This is a genomic window from Streptomyces sp. SudanB52_2052 (assembly GCF_964272415.1).
Taxonomy (GTDB): Bacteria; Actinomycetota; Actinomycetes; order Streptomycetales; family Streptomycetaceae; genus Streptomyces; species Streptomyces olindensis.
Genome location: NZ_OZ186796.1, coordinates 1,301,811 through 1,316,812, shown reverse-complemented (window position 1 = coordinate 1,316,812; position 15,002 = coordinate 1,301,811). Strand labels below are relative to the sequence as shown.

The following is a 15,002-nucleotide window of genomic DNA, read 5'->3' as shown; positions in this document are numbered from 1 at the left end:
GGCAGGAGGACCTGAGCCCGATCGCACCACCGTGGCGGGGTACCCGGTCGGCGAGCGCCTGACCGCCGACCCAGGGCCGCCCCTGCGGCAGCGGCGGACGGGATCCAAGAGGACGAACGCCCTGCACCGCTGTGTCGCTCCCTCCAGCGAGTGAAACGACCCCCTTTTCGCCCACAGAAGCCGCCACGCCGGGGAGACAAGAACTGCCGACCGGGTCCAAAGGCCGGCGCCGTCCCGCACCGAGGAGAGACAGATGACGGACACCGGCCGGCCTTCACAGATCGGCCCCGATGACGACGTGGTGGCCCTGCTGAAAGCGCAGCACGTCACCATCCGGGAACTGTTCCAGGAGGTGGAGAGCAGCACGGGTGATCAGCAACGTGACGCCTGGCGCAGGCTCGTACGCATGCTGGCCGTGCACGAGACAGCGGAGGAAGAGGTCGTGCATCCGACGGCCCGCCGCGCCTTCGACAGTGGCGAGCAGGTCGTCGCCGAACGCCTGGAGGAAGAACGGCAGGCGAAGGAGCAGCTCAGCCGCCTGGACGACATGGGCCCGGAGGACCCCGCCTTCATGTCCGCCTTTCTCGCTTTGCGTCAAGCGGTGCTCGCCCATGCCGATGCGGAAGAACGCGAGGAGTTCGCCCAGCTGCAGCAGCACACCGACGCCGACAAGCTCTCCGCGATGGCCAAGGCCGTCAAAGCCGCCGAGGCCATGGCGCCCACCCGCCCGCATCCGGGTGTGGAAAGCGCCGCGGCCAACATCGCGGTGGGCCCCTTCGCCGCCATCGTCGACCGCACGCGCGACGCAGTCCGCAAGGCCATGGGCCAGAACGGCTGAGACGCCGCAGTGCGCGCCAGATGGACACGGAACATCCCGGGCTGATGGCGTCCACTCTGACGCAGGGCGCCTTTTCCGGAATCAGGCTTCCTCGCAGGTCCGGGGACAAGGCGGGCTCGCGCAGCGAGGTTGCTTATGGGTGCCGTGGCCCACGGCGAACCCAGCGTGCCGCAGTCGGCGGCGGGCCCAGGACTGTCTCCCAGTTATTTCGGACTGGCGGGTACCTCCGGAAACCAGGCACGTTTAGCCTGTCGCCGCGAAGTCCTCACCTAGGGTGCTGCAGCAGTAGGCGCGGCGCAGCACGTACGAGGGCGGTAGCCGCGAGGCCGATGACGGCGCCGACGGCGACGTCGGTGGGGTAGTGGGCGCCGCTGTGAACCCGCTCGGCCGCCACCATCACCGCCGGCACCGCACACGCGGTGGCCCCACGCGGCCACGTCGGCGCAACGGCGCTGGTGAAGGCGACCGCTGCGGCGGTGTGCCCGGACGGGAAGGAAGACGACGCGGGACGGTCGTCGACGTCGTCATGCGGGATCCACTCCTTCGGCGGCCGAGGACGGCCTCGAAGGGGCTTGGCCACCGCGTTGGAGACCAACTCCGCCACAGCCATGCTCGCCAGCCCCGCCACCGCGGCCTTGCGGCCACGCCGGCCCCCGGCGAAGGACATCAGCACGGCGGCGCCGCACCACAGCCTGGTGTGCTCGCGGCGCCCGGGGTCAGCCGCTGCACGTTGTCCAGCACTTGCCTCGTCGTCGACTGTCCGGTCATCCCCAGCACCGAGACCAGCACCAGCAGGGCCGGGAACAGCGAAAGGATGCCGTAGTAGGTCAGGAATGCCGCCCGGTCGATGAGCTCGTCGTCCTTGAACTCCTTGAACGTCCCGCGCAGCACCGCCCACCAGGACTGCTTCGGCATTCTGCTGAGAGCCTTGGGTGCTTTGCGCTCCACCTCCGGAGCCGGACCGAACCTGTCCGGCTCATCCTCGCGGCCGTACGCTTCGGCGTCGCGTCGCTGTTGTAGCAGAACGGGCACGGGCGCGAAAAGCAGTTGGTCCGGTGGTCGCCGGGCACCCGGTGAGGGCTGTCCCTGTTCCTGTCCGGGCGCCCGGGGAATGGATCAGCGGCGCGGGCGCCGCTTGCCACTTTCGTCCGTCTCCCCCTCTGCCTCGATGCGCTCCTTGCGGACCTCGCCTGTGACGGTTTCCTCCTCGGTGACCTCATCAGTGGTCAGGCGGACCCGCTCCTTGGGCTCGGCCCTGGTCTCGACCACCGGCTTCTCCTCGTGGAGGGTCACCTCGTGCTCGGCCTCGGAAATTTCCGGGCCGGACAGGGCCGCGTCACGGTTGGCTTCCGTGATCGGCTCGCGTTCGACGCGGACCTCCTCGTGGCGCACGGGGATCGTCTGTTGCTGCTCCTCGGTGACGACGTACTTGCGCAGCCGCATGCGGCCGGCCTCACGGCGTTCGGTGCCGACGTGCATCTCCTCCTCGGAGCGGGTCATCGCCTCGTCGGCTGTGCGCGCCTGTGCCGTGTCCGCAGTGGGCTGGGCGGCCTGCTGCCAGGCGGCGTCCCAGTCGATGCCGTAGTACTCGTACAGGCGGTGCTCTTCGTGCTCGGACAGGTGACCGCCGGCATCGACGTCGACGTTGGGCGCGTCCTTGACCTGGTTCTTGGCGTACGGCACCTCAAGATGGTCCTCGACCACGCTGGCGTCGTGGATGGGGACGAACGACTCGCTGGTGCCGAACAGGCCGGTCTTCACGCTGACCCATTCGGGTTCGCCAGTGACATCGTCGAAGAAGACATGCCTGGCGTCGCCGATCTTGCTCCCGCTCGAGTCGTAGACCGGGTGGTCCAGCACGGCGGGTATCTGCTCTCGGGTGATCATCTCAGTTCTCCTTCGGTCATAACCGGTCTGTCGCCCCGCACGACTCGCATACCGGCTCGGTCAGCGGCCGACACCGCCGCCGTATGCGCCCCCGTAGGCGCCTTGATCACCGCGTCCGGTGCTCCGGCGGGCTCCTGCGCTTGCGGCCAGGGCCAGCAGCAGCGCGATGATCCCGGTGATGACGTTGTTGACGACGGTCCGTGTGGTGTCGACATTGCCTGCCACCACCCACGGCGCGATGATCGTCCACGCGCCCAGGGCGCACGCGGCCCACGCCATGCTGTGCGTGCGGTCGTAGGCACGGCCGAAGCCGCCGCTCATGAGCAGCGCATAGCCGATTCCCGTGATCAGGTTGGTGATGGCCAGCCGGGAGAAGGTGCCGCCGGGGAACCCCGCGATCCAGGGGGAGGCCGCGAGGTAGAGGCCCGTCAGCAGCGCCATCGCCTCGATCGCTTGCGCCCGCGGGGTCGTGGCGGCGCGCTCGGCCAGCGCGTGGCGCTGGCGCATTTCGACAAGGTCGGGATGGGTTTCCATCGTCGACCCGGAACTGGGTGACGTCATTCCGATCGCCTCCAAAGAAGGACAAGGGCGGTGTTCGCCGTTGGGTGTGCACGCTGCACGGACGGCATGTGGTGTCTGTCCGTGCAGCGGTGTTCTACGGTTCGGTCTGCTTGCGTGCTTCGTCGGCTGTGGTCTGTGCGGACTGGCGGGCCTGGTCGGTGACCTGCCCGGCTTGGTCCTTGGCCTGTTCCGCCGTGCTGCGGGCGGCCTCGGCGGCGGTGTCCTTGACCTCTTCAGCCGCCTGTCGGCCGGCCTGGGTCGCGTCCTGCTTGAGCTGCTGGGCCGACTCCACTGCTGCCTGCTTGACGGGTTCGACCGCCTCGCCGGCCCGGTCGGCGAGCCGGGTCGCGGCCTGCTGTTCGGCCTCGGAGGTGGGCAGGAGCGATGCGGTCAGCAGGCCGGCGCCGAAGGCGATCAGACCGGCCGCCAGCGGATTGCCCTGGGTCTGCCGCATCGCCTGGTCGGGGGCCTGCCGTACGGCTTCCCCCGCCTGCTGGGCGGCCTGACGGGCGGTGTCCGTGACCTCACCGGCCGCCTCGCGGGCGGTGTCCGTGGCCTGCCCGGTGGTCTCCTGAACCGACTGGGTGGCCTGCCGTGTCCGGTCGGCGGCCTGACCGGTCACGTCGGAGGCTGTGCCCATCACCCGCTCCCTCATCCCGGACAGCGCGCCGCGGACCCGCCGGGCGCGACGCCGTGCCATCTGGCGCGGCCGGGTGCGGTCCGCCAGCCGGGAGACGTCCTCGGACAGTCGTTCCCGGGTTCTTTCGATATCGGCCCTTACCTGGTCGGGTGCCGTGCCCATTGCGCGTCCTCCTTCAGTGTCTCCATGGTCTGTTCCGGCTTCGGCGATACGGTCCGCATGCGGTCACGGCCCCTGCGGTACAGAACGGCACCGATCACCGCCCACACCGCAGTGACGATCAGCGCGGCCCAGCCCAGGTCCATGACGTTGCCCAGGGCGAACATCGCCGCCAGCGACACGAAAACGGCCACCATGTAGCCGGCGAACCCGGCACCGCCGAACATCCCGGCGGCCTTGCCCGCCTTGGTGGCCTCCTCCTGAACCTCGGCCTTGGCCAGCTTCACCTCCTGCCGGAACAACTGCTGCACGTCCGACGCCACCGTCGACAGCAGCTCACCCACCGAGCTGTCCTGGCCGACCTGGCCCCCTGGCCGCGGGGACTGCGGCGAAACCGACGACATCTCAAACCCCCCGGCCAGGAAGCTCCGGTGGCACGCCCGTTGCAGGCAAGCTCTGCTGACTCGTCCGCTCACTCGGAGACGGGGGCAGCGCCGACGGGCCTGGACGGGAGCCGTCGGCCTTGCTGCCGGCCTTGGCAAGCCGCCCGACGACCAACCCGGCCAGCGCCGCCGCGCCCAGGAAGGCGCCCGGCCGCCGTCGAGCGAAGCCCTGCAGATCCTGGACCAAGCCTTCCGCGCCCTGCTTGTCCAGGTAGTCGGCGGCACGGTGACCGCGGTCGGCCACCTGCGCCACAAGGGTCTTCGCGGGGGAATCACCGTCTGCCTTGTCCGCAAGACCGGACAGGTCGTCCGCCCACTGCCGCAGGGCCTGCGCCCCACGCTTGGTCTGGCTCTCGGCCTGCTCGGTGACCCGACCCCGCAGCTCACGAGTTGCCGCTCCGGCCTGTTCCCGGGTTTCACCGGTTACGACCTTTGCCTGCTCGGTGACCGTACCGGCGACCTCACCTGCCGCCTGCCTGGCCCGGTCGGCCGTCGCCGACGCCTCCTGCTTCGCTGTCTGCCCGGCCCGCTGAGCACGCCCGGCACCCTCTCTCGCCATGTCACCCATGAGTCCCTCCTTCTCCCCTTCTCTCGGGCACACCGCCCATGGATCTGGTCAAGAACCCTGACTGTCCGCGGCATCGATACACGCCCCACCACGCTCCACCCCTGCTGACGCCGAGACTGAAGCCGCCTGCCCCTGGCACTGTGCGGCCCTCTCTCCCCTCCTCGGCTAACCCTCACTCGATCGGCGAAACAGCAAAAAGTCGTAAATCGGGTTAAATCTGCCTAGTTGGTGACCCCGTCACCCGGTCGGTATCTCCGCATTGCCTGACCTGCCACAACCTCGGTGCGCTGGACTACTGCGCAGGTCTTGGTTCCGGTGGGTGCCGACAATGCGCAGCCGGGCCTCCTCGCTCACAGGTTCAGGCGGATGTACGGGAAGGGGCACCGCCCGGGCCGCGGCCCGGATCGCCGCAGTCGGGTTTGCGGCACACCACCGCCGGGCGGAGCCTGAAGGTGTACGCCTCTGTCCGAGGAGAGGAGGCGGGGCTGTGAGCAGCATCGCCGACCGCGTCACCCTGCTGTTCCGGAGCAAGGCGAACCGGGCTCTGGACCGGGCCGAGGATCCACGTGAGGTGCTGGACTACTCCTACACCCAGCAACTGGAGCTGCTGCGCAAGGTGCGGCGCGGGGTGGCGGATGTGGCCACCAGCCGCAAGCGGATGGATCTGCAGCTGGTACAGCTACAGCAGTACGCCGGGAAACTGCAGACCCAAGCACAGCAGGCACTGGCCGCAGGCCGCGAGGACCTCGCCCGCGAGGCGCTGACCCGGCGCAGCGCGGTGACCTCCCAGCTCAACGATCTGCAGAGCCAGCAGGCAGCATTGCAGGCCGACGAGGACAAGCTCACCGTCGCCTCGCAGCGCCTGCAGGCCAAAGTGGACACCTTCCGTACCCGCAAGGAGACCATGAAGGCCACCTACACCGCGGCGGAGGCCCAGACCCGCATCACCGAGGCCGTCACCGGCATCAGTGAAGAGCTGGGCGACGTCGGCCTGGCCATGCAGCGCGCCCAGGACAAGACCGAGCAGATGCAGGCGCGCGCCGGCGCCCTGGACGAGCTGATCGACTCCGGGGTCCTCGCGGACGCGACCCTTCCCGCCGGCCGCGACGACATCCAGGCAGAACTGGAGGCCCTCAGCTCCGGCACCGAAATCGAGCAGGAGCTGGCTCGGATGAAGGCCCAACTCCCCGCATCCGCCGCCCGTCCGGCGGCCGTGGAAGGCGGCAGCCCCGGCCGCTCGAGGGAACAGGAGACGCCATGATCATCCGGATTCTCGGCGAGGGCCAGTACGCCGTCACCGATGCCCGCCTCGACGAGCTCAACAAGCCCGACTCGGCCCTGCAGTCCGCGGCCGACGCCGACGACGAGGCAGCCTTCCACACCGCGCTGCACGCCCTCCTCGATACCGTGCGCCGCCTGGGCACCCCGCTGCCGGACGAAGCGATCACTCCGTCCGACCTGGTGCTCCCCGACTCGGACGCCAGCCTGACCGACGTACAGGCGCTGCTGACCGACGAGGGCCTGATCCCGGGGTGATCGTGCGCAGGGACGATGTCCGCGTCGCCCGTAGGCCACGGCCGGGAGGTGGTCGGAGCCGCAAAACTCGGTGGCGCGGATGAGGCCCGTGCAGTCAGGCGTATCCCAAGGCAGCAGGTGCTCGCACCCTTGGTCTGTGCCAGCGGGCTCTGCGGCGATTCCTGCGCTGGGCTGGTCGGCCGGGACGTCGAGCGGGAAGGGCTGTTGCAGGCGGTGCTCGGGGATGCGCGACAGTCATGTCCGCACTCGCGCGTGCACGTCGAAACCGCTGAGCGTGTTCAACACGTCGGGCCGGCACCCGGGGCCGGACCAGCGGTCACCGATGCCGGTGCCGCCGCTCCTGGAGCTTCTTCATCTGCTCCTCGATGCGCTTGCCGCGCCCTTCGCTCCTGTGTCGCGACTTGCTGCTCTGCCCACCCTGGCCCTTCTGCAGCAACCTCTCAGCCATGTCCTTGGCTCGCTGCCTCATCCCCTCTGCGCCCATGACCGCACCTCCTGCATCGCTTTCAGTCCTCTGACCAGACTGGCATCGAGTGAGGGGCCTCGCATCTGGCAGCGCCACACATCGAAGCGCCCTGCCGGGCGCCCGCTCATTTTGTCCGTGCCGGCTGGCTTCCAGATGTCGGGGTGACCCAGTCGTCGCGATGGTGTCCGGCTTCCTCCGTCTACGGGCGGCTGCAGTCCTGCATCAGCTGATCCGCCTGACGCGGTGCGTTGGCCAGAACCCGTGGCGTACTGCGCCAGCACCGCAGGGTTGCTCGTCGGTGGTGATCCGGACTCGCTCGACCAGCTCTCCTGCGGTCTGCGTCACGAGGCGCTCCGCGTGCAGGGTCCCTTCGTGCTCGCCTTCGCTGATGTACGAATGAACAGGACGAGGATTAGCTTCGTCGCACGAGCTGCCGGCGGCTCACCAGCCGAACTCCATCTGGACGGGGATGCCTTAGATGATTTCGGTCCGGGCGGCGGGCGCTACCTCGACCGGCACGCCGAGCCGGGTGGCGATGGGTGTGTACAGGTCGGTTGAGACGTCCGGGGTTCGCAAGGAGACCAGCAGGGCGTAGCTGACGGGCAGACCGATCCGGTCGGTGCGCTTGTCGGCTTTCCACCAGCTGCCTACTGAGGAACAGACGCGCCCAGGCCGCCTCGGTGCCGAACGCGGTCTGACCGCCTGCGAGCGCATGCTGGACGAGCACGGCTAGGAACCCGTCCGCGAAACCCCACCGACCTTCGGTTGCGCAGCTGCCCCTTCCACCCCCTGGCCGCCAAGACTCCCGACCTGGTGTGCGGCATGAACCACGCCTTCCTCACCGGCTACCTCGACGGCCTCCGAATCAGCGGAGTCCAAGCCGTCCTGGCCCCCGAGCCCGGAGAATGCTGCGTCCGGCTCAGCCCCAGCGGCACCGAACCGGGCGACCGGACGGGCGAAGGCCGCTGACCGCATGCCGCCCCGGCTCCAGTGCCCTGGACGATTACCGTGCGCGGGGACTCCGCGAACACCCCGCGAACACCGTGCCATTCCATACCGCGCGCAGCATCGAAGCGCTCCTCACGAGCCGGGGCCTGCTCCCGGATGATTCACGCTGGACAAGGCCGCCTGGCCGGTTCCGTGAGGGCGCTCACCAAGGGAGCCACTCACCTTGGTGAGGATGCGGCAGACGTCGGCATCGGTGCAGTCGGCCGGATCGGTGGCGGCGGCACGCCCCGCGAGGGTGCGCAGGACTGCCCTGGTGGCGCGGAGCTCGGCCAGGCGCTGGTCGATGTCCGCGATGTGCTGGTTGATGAGCGCGGTGACGTGCGTGCAGGGGGAGGAACCGGCATCACGCAGTGCAAGCACCGAACAGATTTCGGCCAGAGTCAGGCCAGCGCCTTGGGCGTCGCGGATGAACGCCAGCCGTTTGACGGTCTGGCCTGGATAGTCGCGGTAGCCGCCTGCGGTACGAGGCGGTGCGGACAGCAGCCCGGCCTGCTCATAGAAACGGATGGTCTTCGTCGTCAGACCACTGGCGGCGGCGACCTCGCCGATACGCATACCTCCAGGCTAGCCCTTGACCTTCCAGCGCACTGGAAGGTCTACGGTTCCAGGCAGCGACGAACCGGGAGGTTTCCCGTGACCCCGCGCGAGACGAGACTGCGGATCACCGTCCTGACGGTCCCGGGCTGTCCGAACGCTACCGTCGTACGCCACCGCATCGACAGCGCCCTGGACGGCCGAGAAGTCCCTGTTGACTGGATTGAGGTGTCCGACGAGGCGGGAGCAGCGCAGTGGCAGATGACCGGATCACCCACCATCCTGCTGAACGATGTCGACCCGTTCGCCACGGCCGAGTCCCGGCCCAGCGTGTCCTGCCGGCTCTACCGGCACCCGGACGGCACCGCTGACGGCGCGCCGACCACGGCGGACCTGCGCCAGGCACTCGCCGCTGCCGGACTGCCCGCGTCCGGAACTGACTGACACCTGGCGGATGCCTGCATCCTGCCCCCTCTCGCGCCTCGATGCCGGGCCCGCCGTCCCGCACGCACCGACACCTTGCTCGACGAAGCCCTCCCCATAGTCGGGAAGCCAGACCGCTGTTGGCGAATAACGATCTGCGTGCTGATCTGCAACGAATTGCCCGCTGCTCCGCCAGGCCGGTCACTGATCAGCAGTCGGGCAGCGCAGTGGACCGCAGTCGCTCGATCACTGTCTCCAGCCCGGCGGTGAAGGCGGCGACCTGCTCATCCGGCATGCCCTGGAACAGCTCGGCCGCCAGTTCGTCGCGGCCGGAGCGCAGCGCGGCCGTCAGCGACCGCCCTTGCTCGGCGAGGGAGACCAGCAGCGCGCGTCGATCGGTGGGGTCCGCCTCGCGCCGGACCAGCCCATCCGTCTCCAGGGCATCCAGCAGCCCGGTCACATTGCGGGGCGTGACGCGCCAGCCGGGCGGTAAGGGCCCGCTGTGTCATCGGACCGCCGTGCAGCAGCGCCCACAGCAGGCCCGCCCGGGCCCGGCTGATGCCCCGCTCCGCCATGCCGCGCGCTATCAGGGCTCCGAGCGTTTCGGCGAGTTCGAACAGCCGGTCCAGCGAAAGGCTGGCGGAGGAAGAGGGGCTTGTTCGGAATGTCGCATCACCAGACCGCGGTGGCTCCGGCGACGGCTAGGCCCAGAGCGGCGCAGATGCCCAGGACGCGCAGGACACTCCACTTGAGTCCGAAGATCATGACCAGGGCGGCGAGGGTGATGGCCAGGGCGGTCGGCCGGACGGTGGACAGGTCAGGGAGCTGGAGGTGCAGCGGGCCCCAGGTGCGGTCGTCGACCTTCGTGAACAGGGTGTGGAGCGCGAAGTAGACGGCGAGGTTGGCGATGACGCCGACGACGGCTGCCGTGATGCCGGTGAGGGCGGCGGAGACGGAGCGGTTGCCGCGTAGGCGCTCGATGTAGGGGGCGCCGAGGAAGATGAACAGGAAGCAGGGCACGAAGGTCACCCATGTGGTGAGCAGCGCGCCGAGCAGAGCCGCGGCCCAGGGGTTGAGGGCGCCGGGGTCGCGGTAGGCGCCGAGGAAGGCGACGAACTGCACGACCATGATCAGCGGTCCTGGGGTGGTCTCGGCGAGGGCGAGGCCGCGGACCATTTCGCCCGCGCCGAGCCAGCCGTAGTGCTGGACGGCCTGCTGGGCGACGTAGGCGAGGACGGCGTAGGCGCCGCCGAAGGTGACCAGGGCGGTGCCGGAGAAGAACAGGCCCTGGGTGGTGAAGACGCTTCCGGCGCCCGTGAGGACCGCCACTGCGGCCAGGGGCGCGCCCCACAGCAGCAGGCTGAGGCCGAGGATGCGCAACGCCCGGCGGCGGCTGGGGCGTTCGGCGTGCAGTGCGTCGTCGGCGATCAGCGGTGGCGGTCCGTCGTCGGCCGTGTGTGCGGCGGCCGGGCGCAGGGTGTGCGGGGCGAGGCGGGCCAGTAGCCAGCCGATGAGCGCGGCTGCGACGACGACCAGGGGGAAGGGGACGGCGAACAGAGCAAGTGCGGCGAACGACGCGACCGCCAGGGCGATCAGTGCCGGGTGGGTCAGGGAGCGGCGGCCCACCCGCCAGACCGCCTGGGCGACGATGGCGACCACGGCGGGGGCGAGCCCGGCGAACAGCCCGGTGACGGCGGCGGTCGTGCCGAAGGCGACGTACAGCGCGGACAGGGCCAGCAGGGCGAGTATGCCCGGCAGGACGAAGAGGGTACCGGCGGCCAGGCCGCCGCGGGTGCCGTTGAGCAACCAGCCGACGTAGATGGCCAGTTGCTGGGCCTCGGGGCCGGGCAGCAGCATGCAGTAGCTCAGGGCATGGTTGAACCGTTGCTGGCCGATCCAGCGTTTCTCCTCCACCAGGGCGCGCTGCATGACGGCGATCTGCCCGGCAGGGCCGCCGAAGGTCTGCAGGGATATCGCGAACCAGGTGCGCACGGCCGTGGGGAACGGCACGACATCGCGTACGGCTGCGGACTTTGTCGTGCTTCCGGCCGTGGTCTCGGGGGCGCTCATGCGGGATCCCGTCCGATCAGCATGGCCCGGCGTTGGTATTCGTACAGCCCGTCGAAGAGCGGGCCGGTCAGCTCCAAGGTCCGTTCGTCGTCGCAGATCATGGACAGGCCCCGCAGGACGACGTCGAGGCCGGGGGCCTCGGGGGCGTCGTAGCGCTCGTCGTCGAGGTCGGCCTCGTGGACGATCTCGGCCAGCTTCCACAGCACCGGGTCGGTCAGGTCGTAGCGGCGCAGGATGGTCTCGAAGGAGCAGTCGCCGCCGTGGTGGCCGAGGGCGACGCCGCGCATGTCGAACGGCGTTGCGTCGTCCGGGACATCGGCGGGGTCGGTGACGAAGACGAACTCGGCTTCTTTGTCGACGTGGTGGCGGATGAGCCAGGCGCAGGCGGCACGGTCGATGTGGATGCCGGCGCGGGTCGCCCACTTCATGCGTTCTCCTCCTTGGGTGTTTCGGTCTGTTCTGCCAGGGCGCGGACGGCGGCGTGGGCGCGGTCGCGTTCGGGTGGCGGGAAGAAGTCGCGGCGGCCGATGCGCCGCAACTCGGCGCGCAGCCGCCGGACGGCGGCCGCGGTGTGGGTGCCGCCTGTCGCCTCGGCGGCTTGGTCGATCACAGCCTGGTATTCGGCGGCGCGGGCTGCAGCCATGGCGGTAGCCAGCTCACGTTCCTGCGCGAGGCTCGCGGGGCGCGCCAGCCAGATGGATGCCGTGCCGCCCGCCTCGATCGCCTCGTCGGCGAGCCACTCCAGTTGTTCGCGGGTGCGGGCGTCGGCGGGCAGTGCGACCAGACCGTCGGAGAGCTGGGCGACTCCGAGGCGCTTGAGCTTGCGCCAGACGGTGATGCGGGGCGTGGAGGGTTCCCGGGGCATCCGGTAGGAGAGCAGGACCCACTCGCCCGGGCCGCGTGCCGGTCGGTCAGGGGGCACGGAGAATTCCGGTTCGTACGGTGTGGTTCACGGTGGCTTCCCGGGCGGCTCGACGCATGGCGATGCAACCATGGTTACACGCAACCGTGGTTACATCAATGCTGTCGCTGTACCTCTACGGCGAGGGCTTCGGCCGGCTCCACATGGGCTACGCGTCCGCGATGGCATGGCTGCTCGTGCTGATCGTCGGCGTCCTGACCGCAATCAACTTCTACTTCAGCAAGAGATGGGTGTTCTACGGTGACGGTAAGTGAGACGACGTTCCTGAAGGCCGAAGACACCCCTTCGCCCGCTCCTGCCTTTTCTCCTGCCGCGCACCGCCGGAGGCGGGTGGCCCGCGTTCGCGCGCTTTCAAACCCGACGCCCTGATCTTCCGTGACCTCTCCCTGCTGCCCACGGACACGGACTTCGGCCACTGCACCGACGGCTGGAGCGCGCTGTCGCACCCGTTCGGGCTGTACCTGGCGAACTCGGCGATCGTCGTCCTGGGGGCGCTGCTCGGCAACCTGGTCAGCTGTTCCATGGCGGCCTACGCCTTCGCGCGGCTGAAGTTCCGCGGGCGGGCGTTCTTCTTCGGCATGATGATGCTGACCCTGATGGTGCCGGTCTACGTACTCATCATTCCGCAGTACGTGATGTCCTCGAAGATCGAATGGCCGCCGAGCACGGGCTGCGGATCGCCAAGCTGATCACGGCCTGACCGCCCCAGGGCCTGTCTCGCAGATCACCCGAGGTGCCTCCCCCCCCCGCACCGATCTGCGAGACAGGCCCTTGAACGATCGTTCTCAAGGCGTTCGTGAAAGGACTGCACATGGGCAATGGAGCCGCAGTGCGGGAGACGGCCGTTCCGTCGTCGGTCATGCAGAAGGCGTTCGATCTGCTGGAAGTGTTCCGTCACGGCCGCGTGTTGACGCTGAGTGAGGTGGCGCGCCGCGCCGGTCTGCCGAAGTCGACGGCCTACCGCGTCCTCGGGGGGAATCCTCCCCTTGGTGCGCGCCTATTTCGACCCGTCGCCGGCGAACTTCCAGGCGATGGTCGGGGCGCTCGCGCACGACCCGGCGCTCGCCGAGGACGCCGACCTCGCCCGCGCGCGGTCGGAGGCCGCGCTCGCGCGCCCCGACCACCTGGAGAACATGAGGCTCTCGCTGTCCAGCGGGGATCTCAATGGCCCGCCGCAGCTGTTCCAGGACCTGCCGCCGCTGCTGGCCGAGCTCACCGTGCCCACGCTGATCGTGCACGGGCGGAACGACCGCGCCGTCCACTTCGAGAACGCGCTGCGGTTGATGGCGATGATTCCATCCTCCCGGCTGTACCTCATCAACAACTGCGGCCACTGGGCGCAGATGGAACACGCCGAGGAGTTCAACCGCGTCATGCACGAGTTCATCTCGGCACACTGACCCCCTCGCAACGGGCGGGCCGCACGATCGTGCGGCCCGCCCGTTCCTGCCGGAACCACGGGCGGTGCCGGAACCGACTGGGCGGTCCTGGCCCCGCCGCCGGCGCGTACACGCCGCTGCGGGGGAAGGAAATCTGCGAAGCGACCGGACCGGCCGCCGAGGCAGCGGGCACGCCGAGACGCTGCGGATGCCGCTGAAGGCGATGGTGCGGATGAGGACGACGAGTCACCTCGCACCGTGCATGAATCCCCTGCGGGATTGCCGGTCAAGGGCAACGGCGTTCACCGGGCGATGCTCGGCATCGCCCGGCTCCACAACCGGGCCCTCACTAATAACTCACATCCCGTACGGGACGGCCTCTAGGTGACAACTGGTGCCAGGAGCCTGGCATCCCCCGTCACGCCGAGCCGTACGTCGTGGGAACTCATCGACAGCCCTGTCTGCGGGCCGGTCGGAGCATCTTCATCCCGGCTATGTCATCGGCCTGCACCCCGACCAGACCTGAATCCGTACCTCGTACCGAAAGGAGACTCCATGAGGACAAGGATCCTCGGCCAACTCCAAGTCTGCGCCGTTGGACTGGGCACCATGGGTTTCAGCCATGGTTACGGCCCCGCAGTGAGCGACCCTGAAGACGTCGACCTGATCCGCAAGGCGTTCGACCTGGGGTGCACCTTCTTCGACACCGCGGAGGTCTACGCCGACGGTGCCAACGAAAACCTCGTCGGCCGAGCGCCGGCGCCCATCCGCGACCAGGTCGTCATCGCCACCAAGTTCTACCTGGACGGCTCTCACACCCGCACCGAGCTGGGCCGGCAGATCCGCGCCCACCTGGAGGCGTCCCTGGCCCGACTCGGGACCGACCACGTCGAGCTGTACTACCAGCACCGGGTGCCCGACTCGATCCCCGTGGAGGACGTCGCGGCCGTCATGGGCGAACTCAACGCCGAGGGCAAAATCCTCGGCTGGGGCCAGTCCCAGGCCACCGAGGAACAGATCCGCCGCGCCCACGCCATCACTCCGCTGACGGCCGTGCAGAACGTACTCGATCATGGAGCGGATGTGGGAGCGGGACGTCATCCCCGCCTGCGAGGAACTCGGCATCGGATTCGTCCCCTTCAGCCCCCTCGCCAGCGGCTTCCTCTCCGGCATGGTCTCGGGCGACGACATCTACACCGGGGACGACGCCCGCCGGGTCATCACCCGCTTCCACAAGGACAACGTTCGCGCCAACCAGCCCCTCGTGGACCTCCTCACCAGCTTCGCGGACCACAAGGGAGCCACTCCGGCACAGATTTCGCTGGCCTGGATGCTGCACAAGAAGGACTTCATCGTGCCCATCCCCGGCTCCCGCAAGCTCCACCGCATCCAGGAGAACTTGGACGCCGCCGAACTCGACCTCATCGACGAAGAGTTCGCCCGGATCGAGAGCGAGCTGGCGAAGATCGAGATACACGGCAACCGGACCGACGAGGACGTCATGAGCCTCAAAAAGCTCCTCGAGACTGATCAATGAGCGACAGGCACATCGACTCGCTCGGGGGCGT

The 15,002-nt window shown here is 69.1% G+C and carries 20 protein-coding genes and 3 pseudogenes; 10 read left to right on the top strand and 13 right to left on the bottom strand.

Annotation, left to right across the window (positions count from 1 at the left end):
• The first annotated feature begins 253 nt into the window (after window positions 1-253).
• Window positions 254-838, top strand: coding sequence for a hemerythrin domain-containing protein (locus ACSUPV_RS05770; protein WP_359786298.1), 585 nt, complete (start codon window positions 254-256; stop codon window positions 836-838).
• A gap of 265 nt (window positions 839-1,103) precedes the next feature.
• On the opposite strand, the gene ACSUPV_RS05765 is transcribed toward ACSUPV_RS05770, so the two are convergent.
• The 7 genes from ACSUPV_RS05765 to ACSUPV_RS05735 all read right to left on the bottom strand — a co-directional run bounded on the left by ACSUPV_RS05765 (window position 1,104) and on the right by ACSUPV_RS05735 (window position 5,096).
• Window positions 1,104-1,505: a phosphatase PAP2 family protein gene (locus tag ACSUPV_RS05765; protein ID WP_436949874.1), complete on the bottom strand. Its 402-nt coding sequence runs from the start codon at window positions 1,503-1,505 to the stop codon at window positions 1,104-1,106.
• Window positions 1,505-1,753, bottom strand: coding sequence for a YhjD/YihY/BrkB family envelope integrity protein (locus tag ACSUPV_RS05760; RefSeq protein ID WP_382610235.1), 249 nt, complete (start codon window positions 1,751-1,753; stop codon window positions 1,505-1,507). The genes ACSUPV_RS05765 and ACSUPV_RS05760 overlap by 1 nt, the downstream gene beginning before the upstream one ends.
• Window positions 1,754-1,954: 201 nt before the next feature.
• A complete protein-coding gene (locus tag ACSUPV_RS05755; protein ID WP_359786303.1) occupies window positions 1,955-2,725 on the bottom strand; it encodes a PRC and DUF2382 domain-containing protein in 771 nt (256 codons plus the stop codon).
• Between the two features lie 60 nt (window positions 2,726-2,785).
• Window positions 2,786-3,286 carry an SPW repeat protein gene (locus tag ACSUPV_RS05750; RefSeq protein ID WP_359786306.1) on the bottom strand — a complete coding sequence of 167 codons (501 nt, stop codon included), beginning with the start codon at window positions 3,284-3,286 and terminating at the stop codon, window positions 2,786-2,788.
• Between the two features lie 94 nt (window positions 3,287-3,380).
• Window positions 3,381-4,088, bottom strand: coding sequence for a DUF3618 domain-containing protein (locus ACSUPV_RS05745; protein WP_037769394.1), 708 nt, complete (start codon window positions 4,086-4,088; stop codon window positions 3,381-3,383).
• Window positions 4,064-4,429, bottom strand: coding sequence for a phage holin family protein (locus ACSUPV_RS05740; RefSeq protein ID WP_359786308.1), 366 nt, complete (start codon window positions 4,427-4,429; stop codon window positions 4,064-4,066). The genes ACSUPV_RS05745 and ACSUPV_RS05740 overlap by 25 nt, the downstream gene beginning before the upstream one ends.
• Before the next feature lie 61 nt (window positions 4,430-4,490).
• The gene (locus ACSUPV_RS05735; protein ID WP_436947049.1) at window positions 4,491-5,096 is read right to left on the bottom strand and encodes a hypothetical protein; all 606 of its coding nucleotides are present in this window, start codon (window positions 5,094-5,096) and stop codon (window positions 4,491-4,493) included.
• A gap of 487 nt (window positions 5,097-5,583) precedes the next feature.
• Between ACSUPV_RS05735 and ACSUPV_RS05730 the strand changes: the two genes are divergently transcribed.
• The gene (locus tag ACSUPV_RS05730; protein WP_037769389.1) at window positions 5,584-6,357 is read left to right on the top strand and encodes a PspA/IM30 family protein; all 774 of its coding nucleotides are present in this window, start codon (window positions 5,584-5,586) and stop codon (window positions 6,355-6,357) included.
• Window positions 6,354-6,632 (top strand): PspA-associated protein PspAA, encoded by a 279-nt coding sequence (pspAA, locus tag ACSUPV_RS05725; protein WP_359786314.1) that lies wholly within the window; start codon window positions 6,354-6,356, stop codon window positions 6,630-6,632. Before ACSUPV_RS05730 ends, pspAA begins: the two co-directional genes overlap by 4 nt.
• Window positions 6,633-6,948: 316 nt before the next feature.
• Here pspAA and ACSUPV_RS05720 read toward each other — a convergent pair whose 3' ends face one another.
• Complete coding sequence (locus tag ACSUPV_RS05720; RefSeq protein ID WP_359786317.1) at window positions 6,949-7,080, bottom strand: hypothetical protein; 132 nt, start codon at window positions 7,078-7,080, stop codon at window positions 6,949-6,951.
• A 783-nt stretch (window positions 7,081-7,863) separates the two neighbouring features.
• Between ACSUPV_RS05720 and ACSUPV_RS05715 the strand changes: the two genes are divergently transcribed.
• Window positions 7,864-8,067: a hypothetical protein gene (locus ACSUPV_RS05715; RefSeq protein ID WP_436947048.1), complete on the top strand. Its 204-nt coding sequence runs from the start codon at window positions 7,864-7,866 to the stop codon at window positions 8,065-8,067.
• A gap of 111 nt (window positions 8,068-8,178) precedes the next feature.
• On the opposite strand, the gene ACSUPV_RS05710 is transcribed toward ACSUPV_RS05715, so the two are convergent.
• Window positions 8,179-8,661, bottom strand: coding sequence for a heavy metal-responsive transcriptional regulator (locus ACSUPV_RS05710; protein ID WP_436947047.1), 483 nt, complete (start codon window positions 8,659-8,661; stop codon window positions 8,179-8,181).
• A 78-nt stretch (window positions 8,662-8,739) separates the two neighbouring features.
• Here ACSUPV_RS05710 and ACSUPV_RS05705 point away from each other — a divergent pair, with 78 nt between their 5' ends.
• On the top strand, window positions 8,740-9,084 hold the full coding sequence (locus ACSUPV_RS05705; protein ID WP_436947046.1) for a hypothetical protein: 345 nt from the start codon (window positions 8,740-8,742) through the stop codon (window positions 9,082-9,084).
• Window positions 9,085-9,271: 187 nt separating this feature from the next.
• Here the strand turns inward: ACSUPV_RS05705 and ACSUPV_RS05700 are convergent.
• The 4 genes and pseudogenes from ACSUPV_RS05700 to ACSUPV_RS05685 form a co-directional block, all read right to left on the bottom strand.
• Window positions 9,272-9,526 (bottom strand): annotated as a pseudogene (locus ACSUPV_RS05700) (MarR family winged helix-turn-helix transcriptional regulator); the annotation flags it as partial.
• Window positions 9,527-9,735: 209 nt separating this feature from the next.
• Window positions 9,736-11,133, bottom strand: a complete 1,398-nt coding sequence (chrA, locus tag ACSUPV_RS05695) for a chromate efflux transporter (protein ID WP_436947045.1) — start codon at window positions 11,131-11,133, stop codon at window positions 9,736-9,738.
• Complete coding sequence (locus ACSUPV_RS05690; protein ID WP_382610220.1) at window positions 11,130-11,561, bottom strand: chromate resistance protein ChrB domain-containing protein; 432 nt, start codon at window positions 11,559-11,561, stop codon at window positions 11,130-11,132. The genes chrA and ACSUPV_RS05690 overlap by 4 nt, the downstream gene beginning before the upstream one ends.
• Entirely contained in the window at window positions 11,558-12,055 is a 498-nt protein-coding gene (locus tag ACSUPV_RS05685; RefSeq protein ID WP_382610217.1) for a Chromate resistance protein ChrB, read from the bottom strand. The genes ACSUPV_RS05690 and ACSUPV_RS05685 overlap by 4 nt, the downstream gene beginning before the upstream one ends.
• 98 nt (window positions 12,056-12,153) lie before the next feature.
• Between ACSUPV_RS05685 and ACSUPV_RS05680 the strand changes: the two genes are divergently transcribed.
• From ACSUPV_RS05680 to ACSUPV_RS05660, 5 genes and pseudogenes are all read left to right on the top strand, one after another.
• The gene (locus ACSUPV_RS05680; RefSeq protein ID WP_382610214.1) at window positions 12,154-12,309 is read left to right on the top strand and encodes a hypothetical protein; all 156 of its coding nucleotides are present in this window, start codon (window positions 12,154-12,156) and stop codon (window positions 12,307-12,309) included.
• Between the two features lie 267 nt (window positions 12,310-12,576).
• Window positions 12,577-12,744, top strand: a complete 168-nt coding sequence (locus ACSUPV_RS05675; protein WP_382610212.1) for a hypothetical protein — start codon at window positions 12,577-12,579, stop codon at window positions 12,742-12,744.
• Between the two features lie 122 nt (window positions 12,745-12,866).
• Window positions 12,867-13,013: pseudogene (locus tag ACSUPV_RS05670) on the top strand (helix-turn-helix domain-containing protein); the annotation flags it as partial.
• A gap of 31 nt (window positions 13,014-13,044) precedes the next feature.
• Window positions 13,045-13,455 carry an alpha/beta fold hydrolase gene (locus ACSUPV_RS05665; protein ID WP_436947044.1) on the top strand — a complete coding sequence of 137 codons (411 nt, stop codon included), beginning with the start codon at window positions 13,045-13,047 and terminating at the stop codon, window positions 13,453-13,455.
• 534 nt (window positions 13,456-13,989) lie between these two features.
• Window positions 13,990-14,971, top strand: a pseudogene (locus ACSUPV_RS05660) (aldo/keto reductase).
• The last annotated feature ends 31 nt before the right edge of the window (window positions 14,972-15,002 follow it).

Coding starts and splice junctions, on each gene's coding strand:
- ACSUPV_RS05770 (WP_359786298.1), top strand. CDS start 254: ATGACGGACACCGGCCGGCCTTCACAGATCGGCCCCGATGACGACGTG.
- ACSUPV_RS05765 (WP_436949874.1), bottom strand. CDS start 1,505: ATGTCCTTCGCCGGGGGCCGGCGTGGCCGCAAGGCCGCGGTGGCGGGG.
- ACSUPV_RS05760 (WP_382610235.1), bottom strand. CDS start 1,753: ATGCCGAAGCAGTCCTGGTGGGCGGTGCTGCGCGGGACGTTCAAGGAG.
- ACSUPV_RS05755 (WP_359786303.1), bottom strand. CDS start 2,725: ATGATCACCCGAGAGCAGATACCCGCCGTGCTGGACCACCCGGTCTAC.
- ACSUPV_RS05750 (WP_359786306.1), bottom strand. CDS start 3,286: ATGACGTCACCCAGTTCCGGGTCGACGATGGAAACCCATCCCGACCTT.
- ACSUPV_RS05745 (WP_037769394.1), bottom strand. CDS start 4,088: ATGGGCACGGCACCCGACCAGGTAAGGGCCGATATCGAAAGAACCCGG.
- ACSUPV_RS05735 (WP_436947049.1), bottom strand. CDS start 5,096: ATGGGTGACATGGCGAGAGAGGGTGCCGGGCGTGCTCAGCGGGCCGGG.
- pspAA (WP_359786314.1), top strand. CDS start 6,354: ATGATCATCCGGATTCTCGGCGAGGGCCAGTACGCCGTCACCGATGCC.
- ACSUPV_RS05720 (WP_359786317.1), bottom strand. CDS start 7,080: ATGGCTGAGAGGTTGCTGCAGAAGGGCCAGGGTGGGCAGAGCAGCAAG.
- ACSUPV_RS05710 (WP_436947047.1), bottom strand. CDS start 8,661: ATGCGTATCGGCGAGGTCGCCGCCGCCAGTGGTCTGACGACGAAGACC.
- chrA (WP_436947045.1), bottom strand. CDS start 11,133: ATGAGCGCCCCCGAGACCACGGCCGGAAGCACGACAAAGTCCGCAGCC.
- ACSUPV_RS05690 (WP_382610220.1), bottom strand. CDS start 11,561: ATGAAGTGGGCGACCCGCGCCGGCATCCACATCGACCGTGCCGCCTGC.
- ACSUPV_RS05680 (WP_382610214.1), top strand. CDS start 12,154: ATGCTGTCGCTGTACCTCTACGGCGAGGGCTTCGGCCGGCTCCACATG.
- ACSUPV_RS05675 (WP_382610212.1), top strand. CDS start 12,577: ATGGCGGCCTACGCCTTCGCGCGGCTGAAGTTCCGCGGGCGGGCGTTC.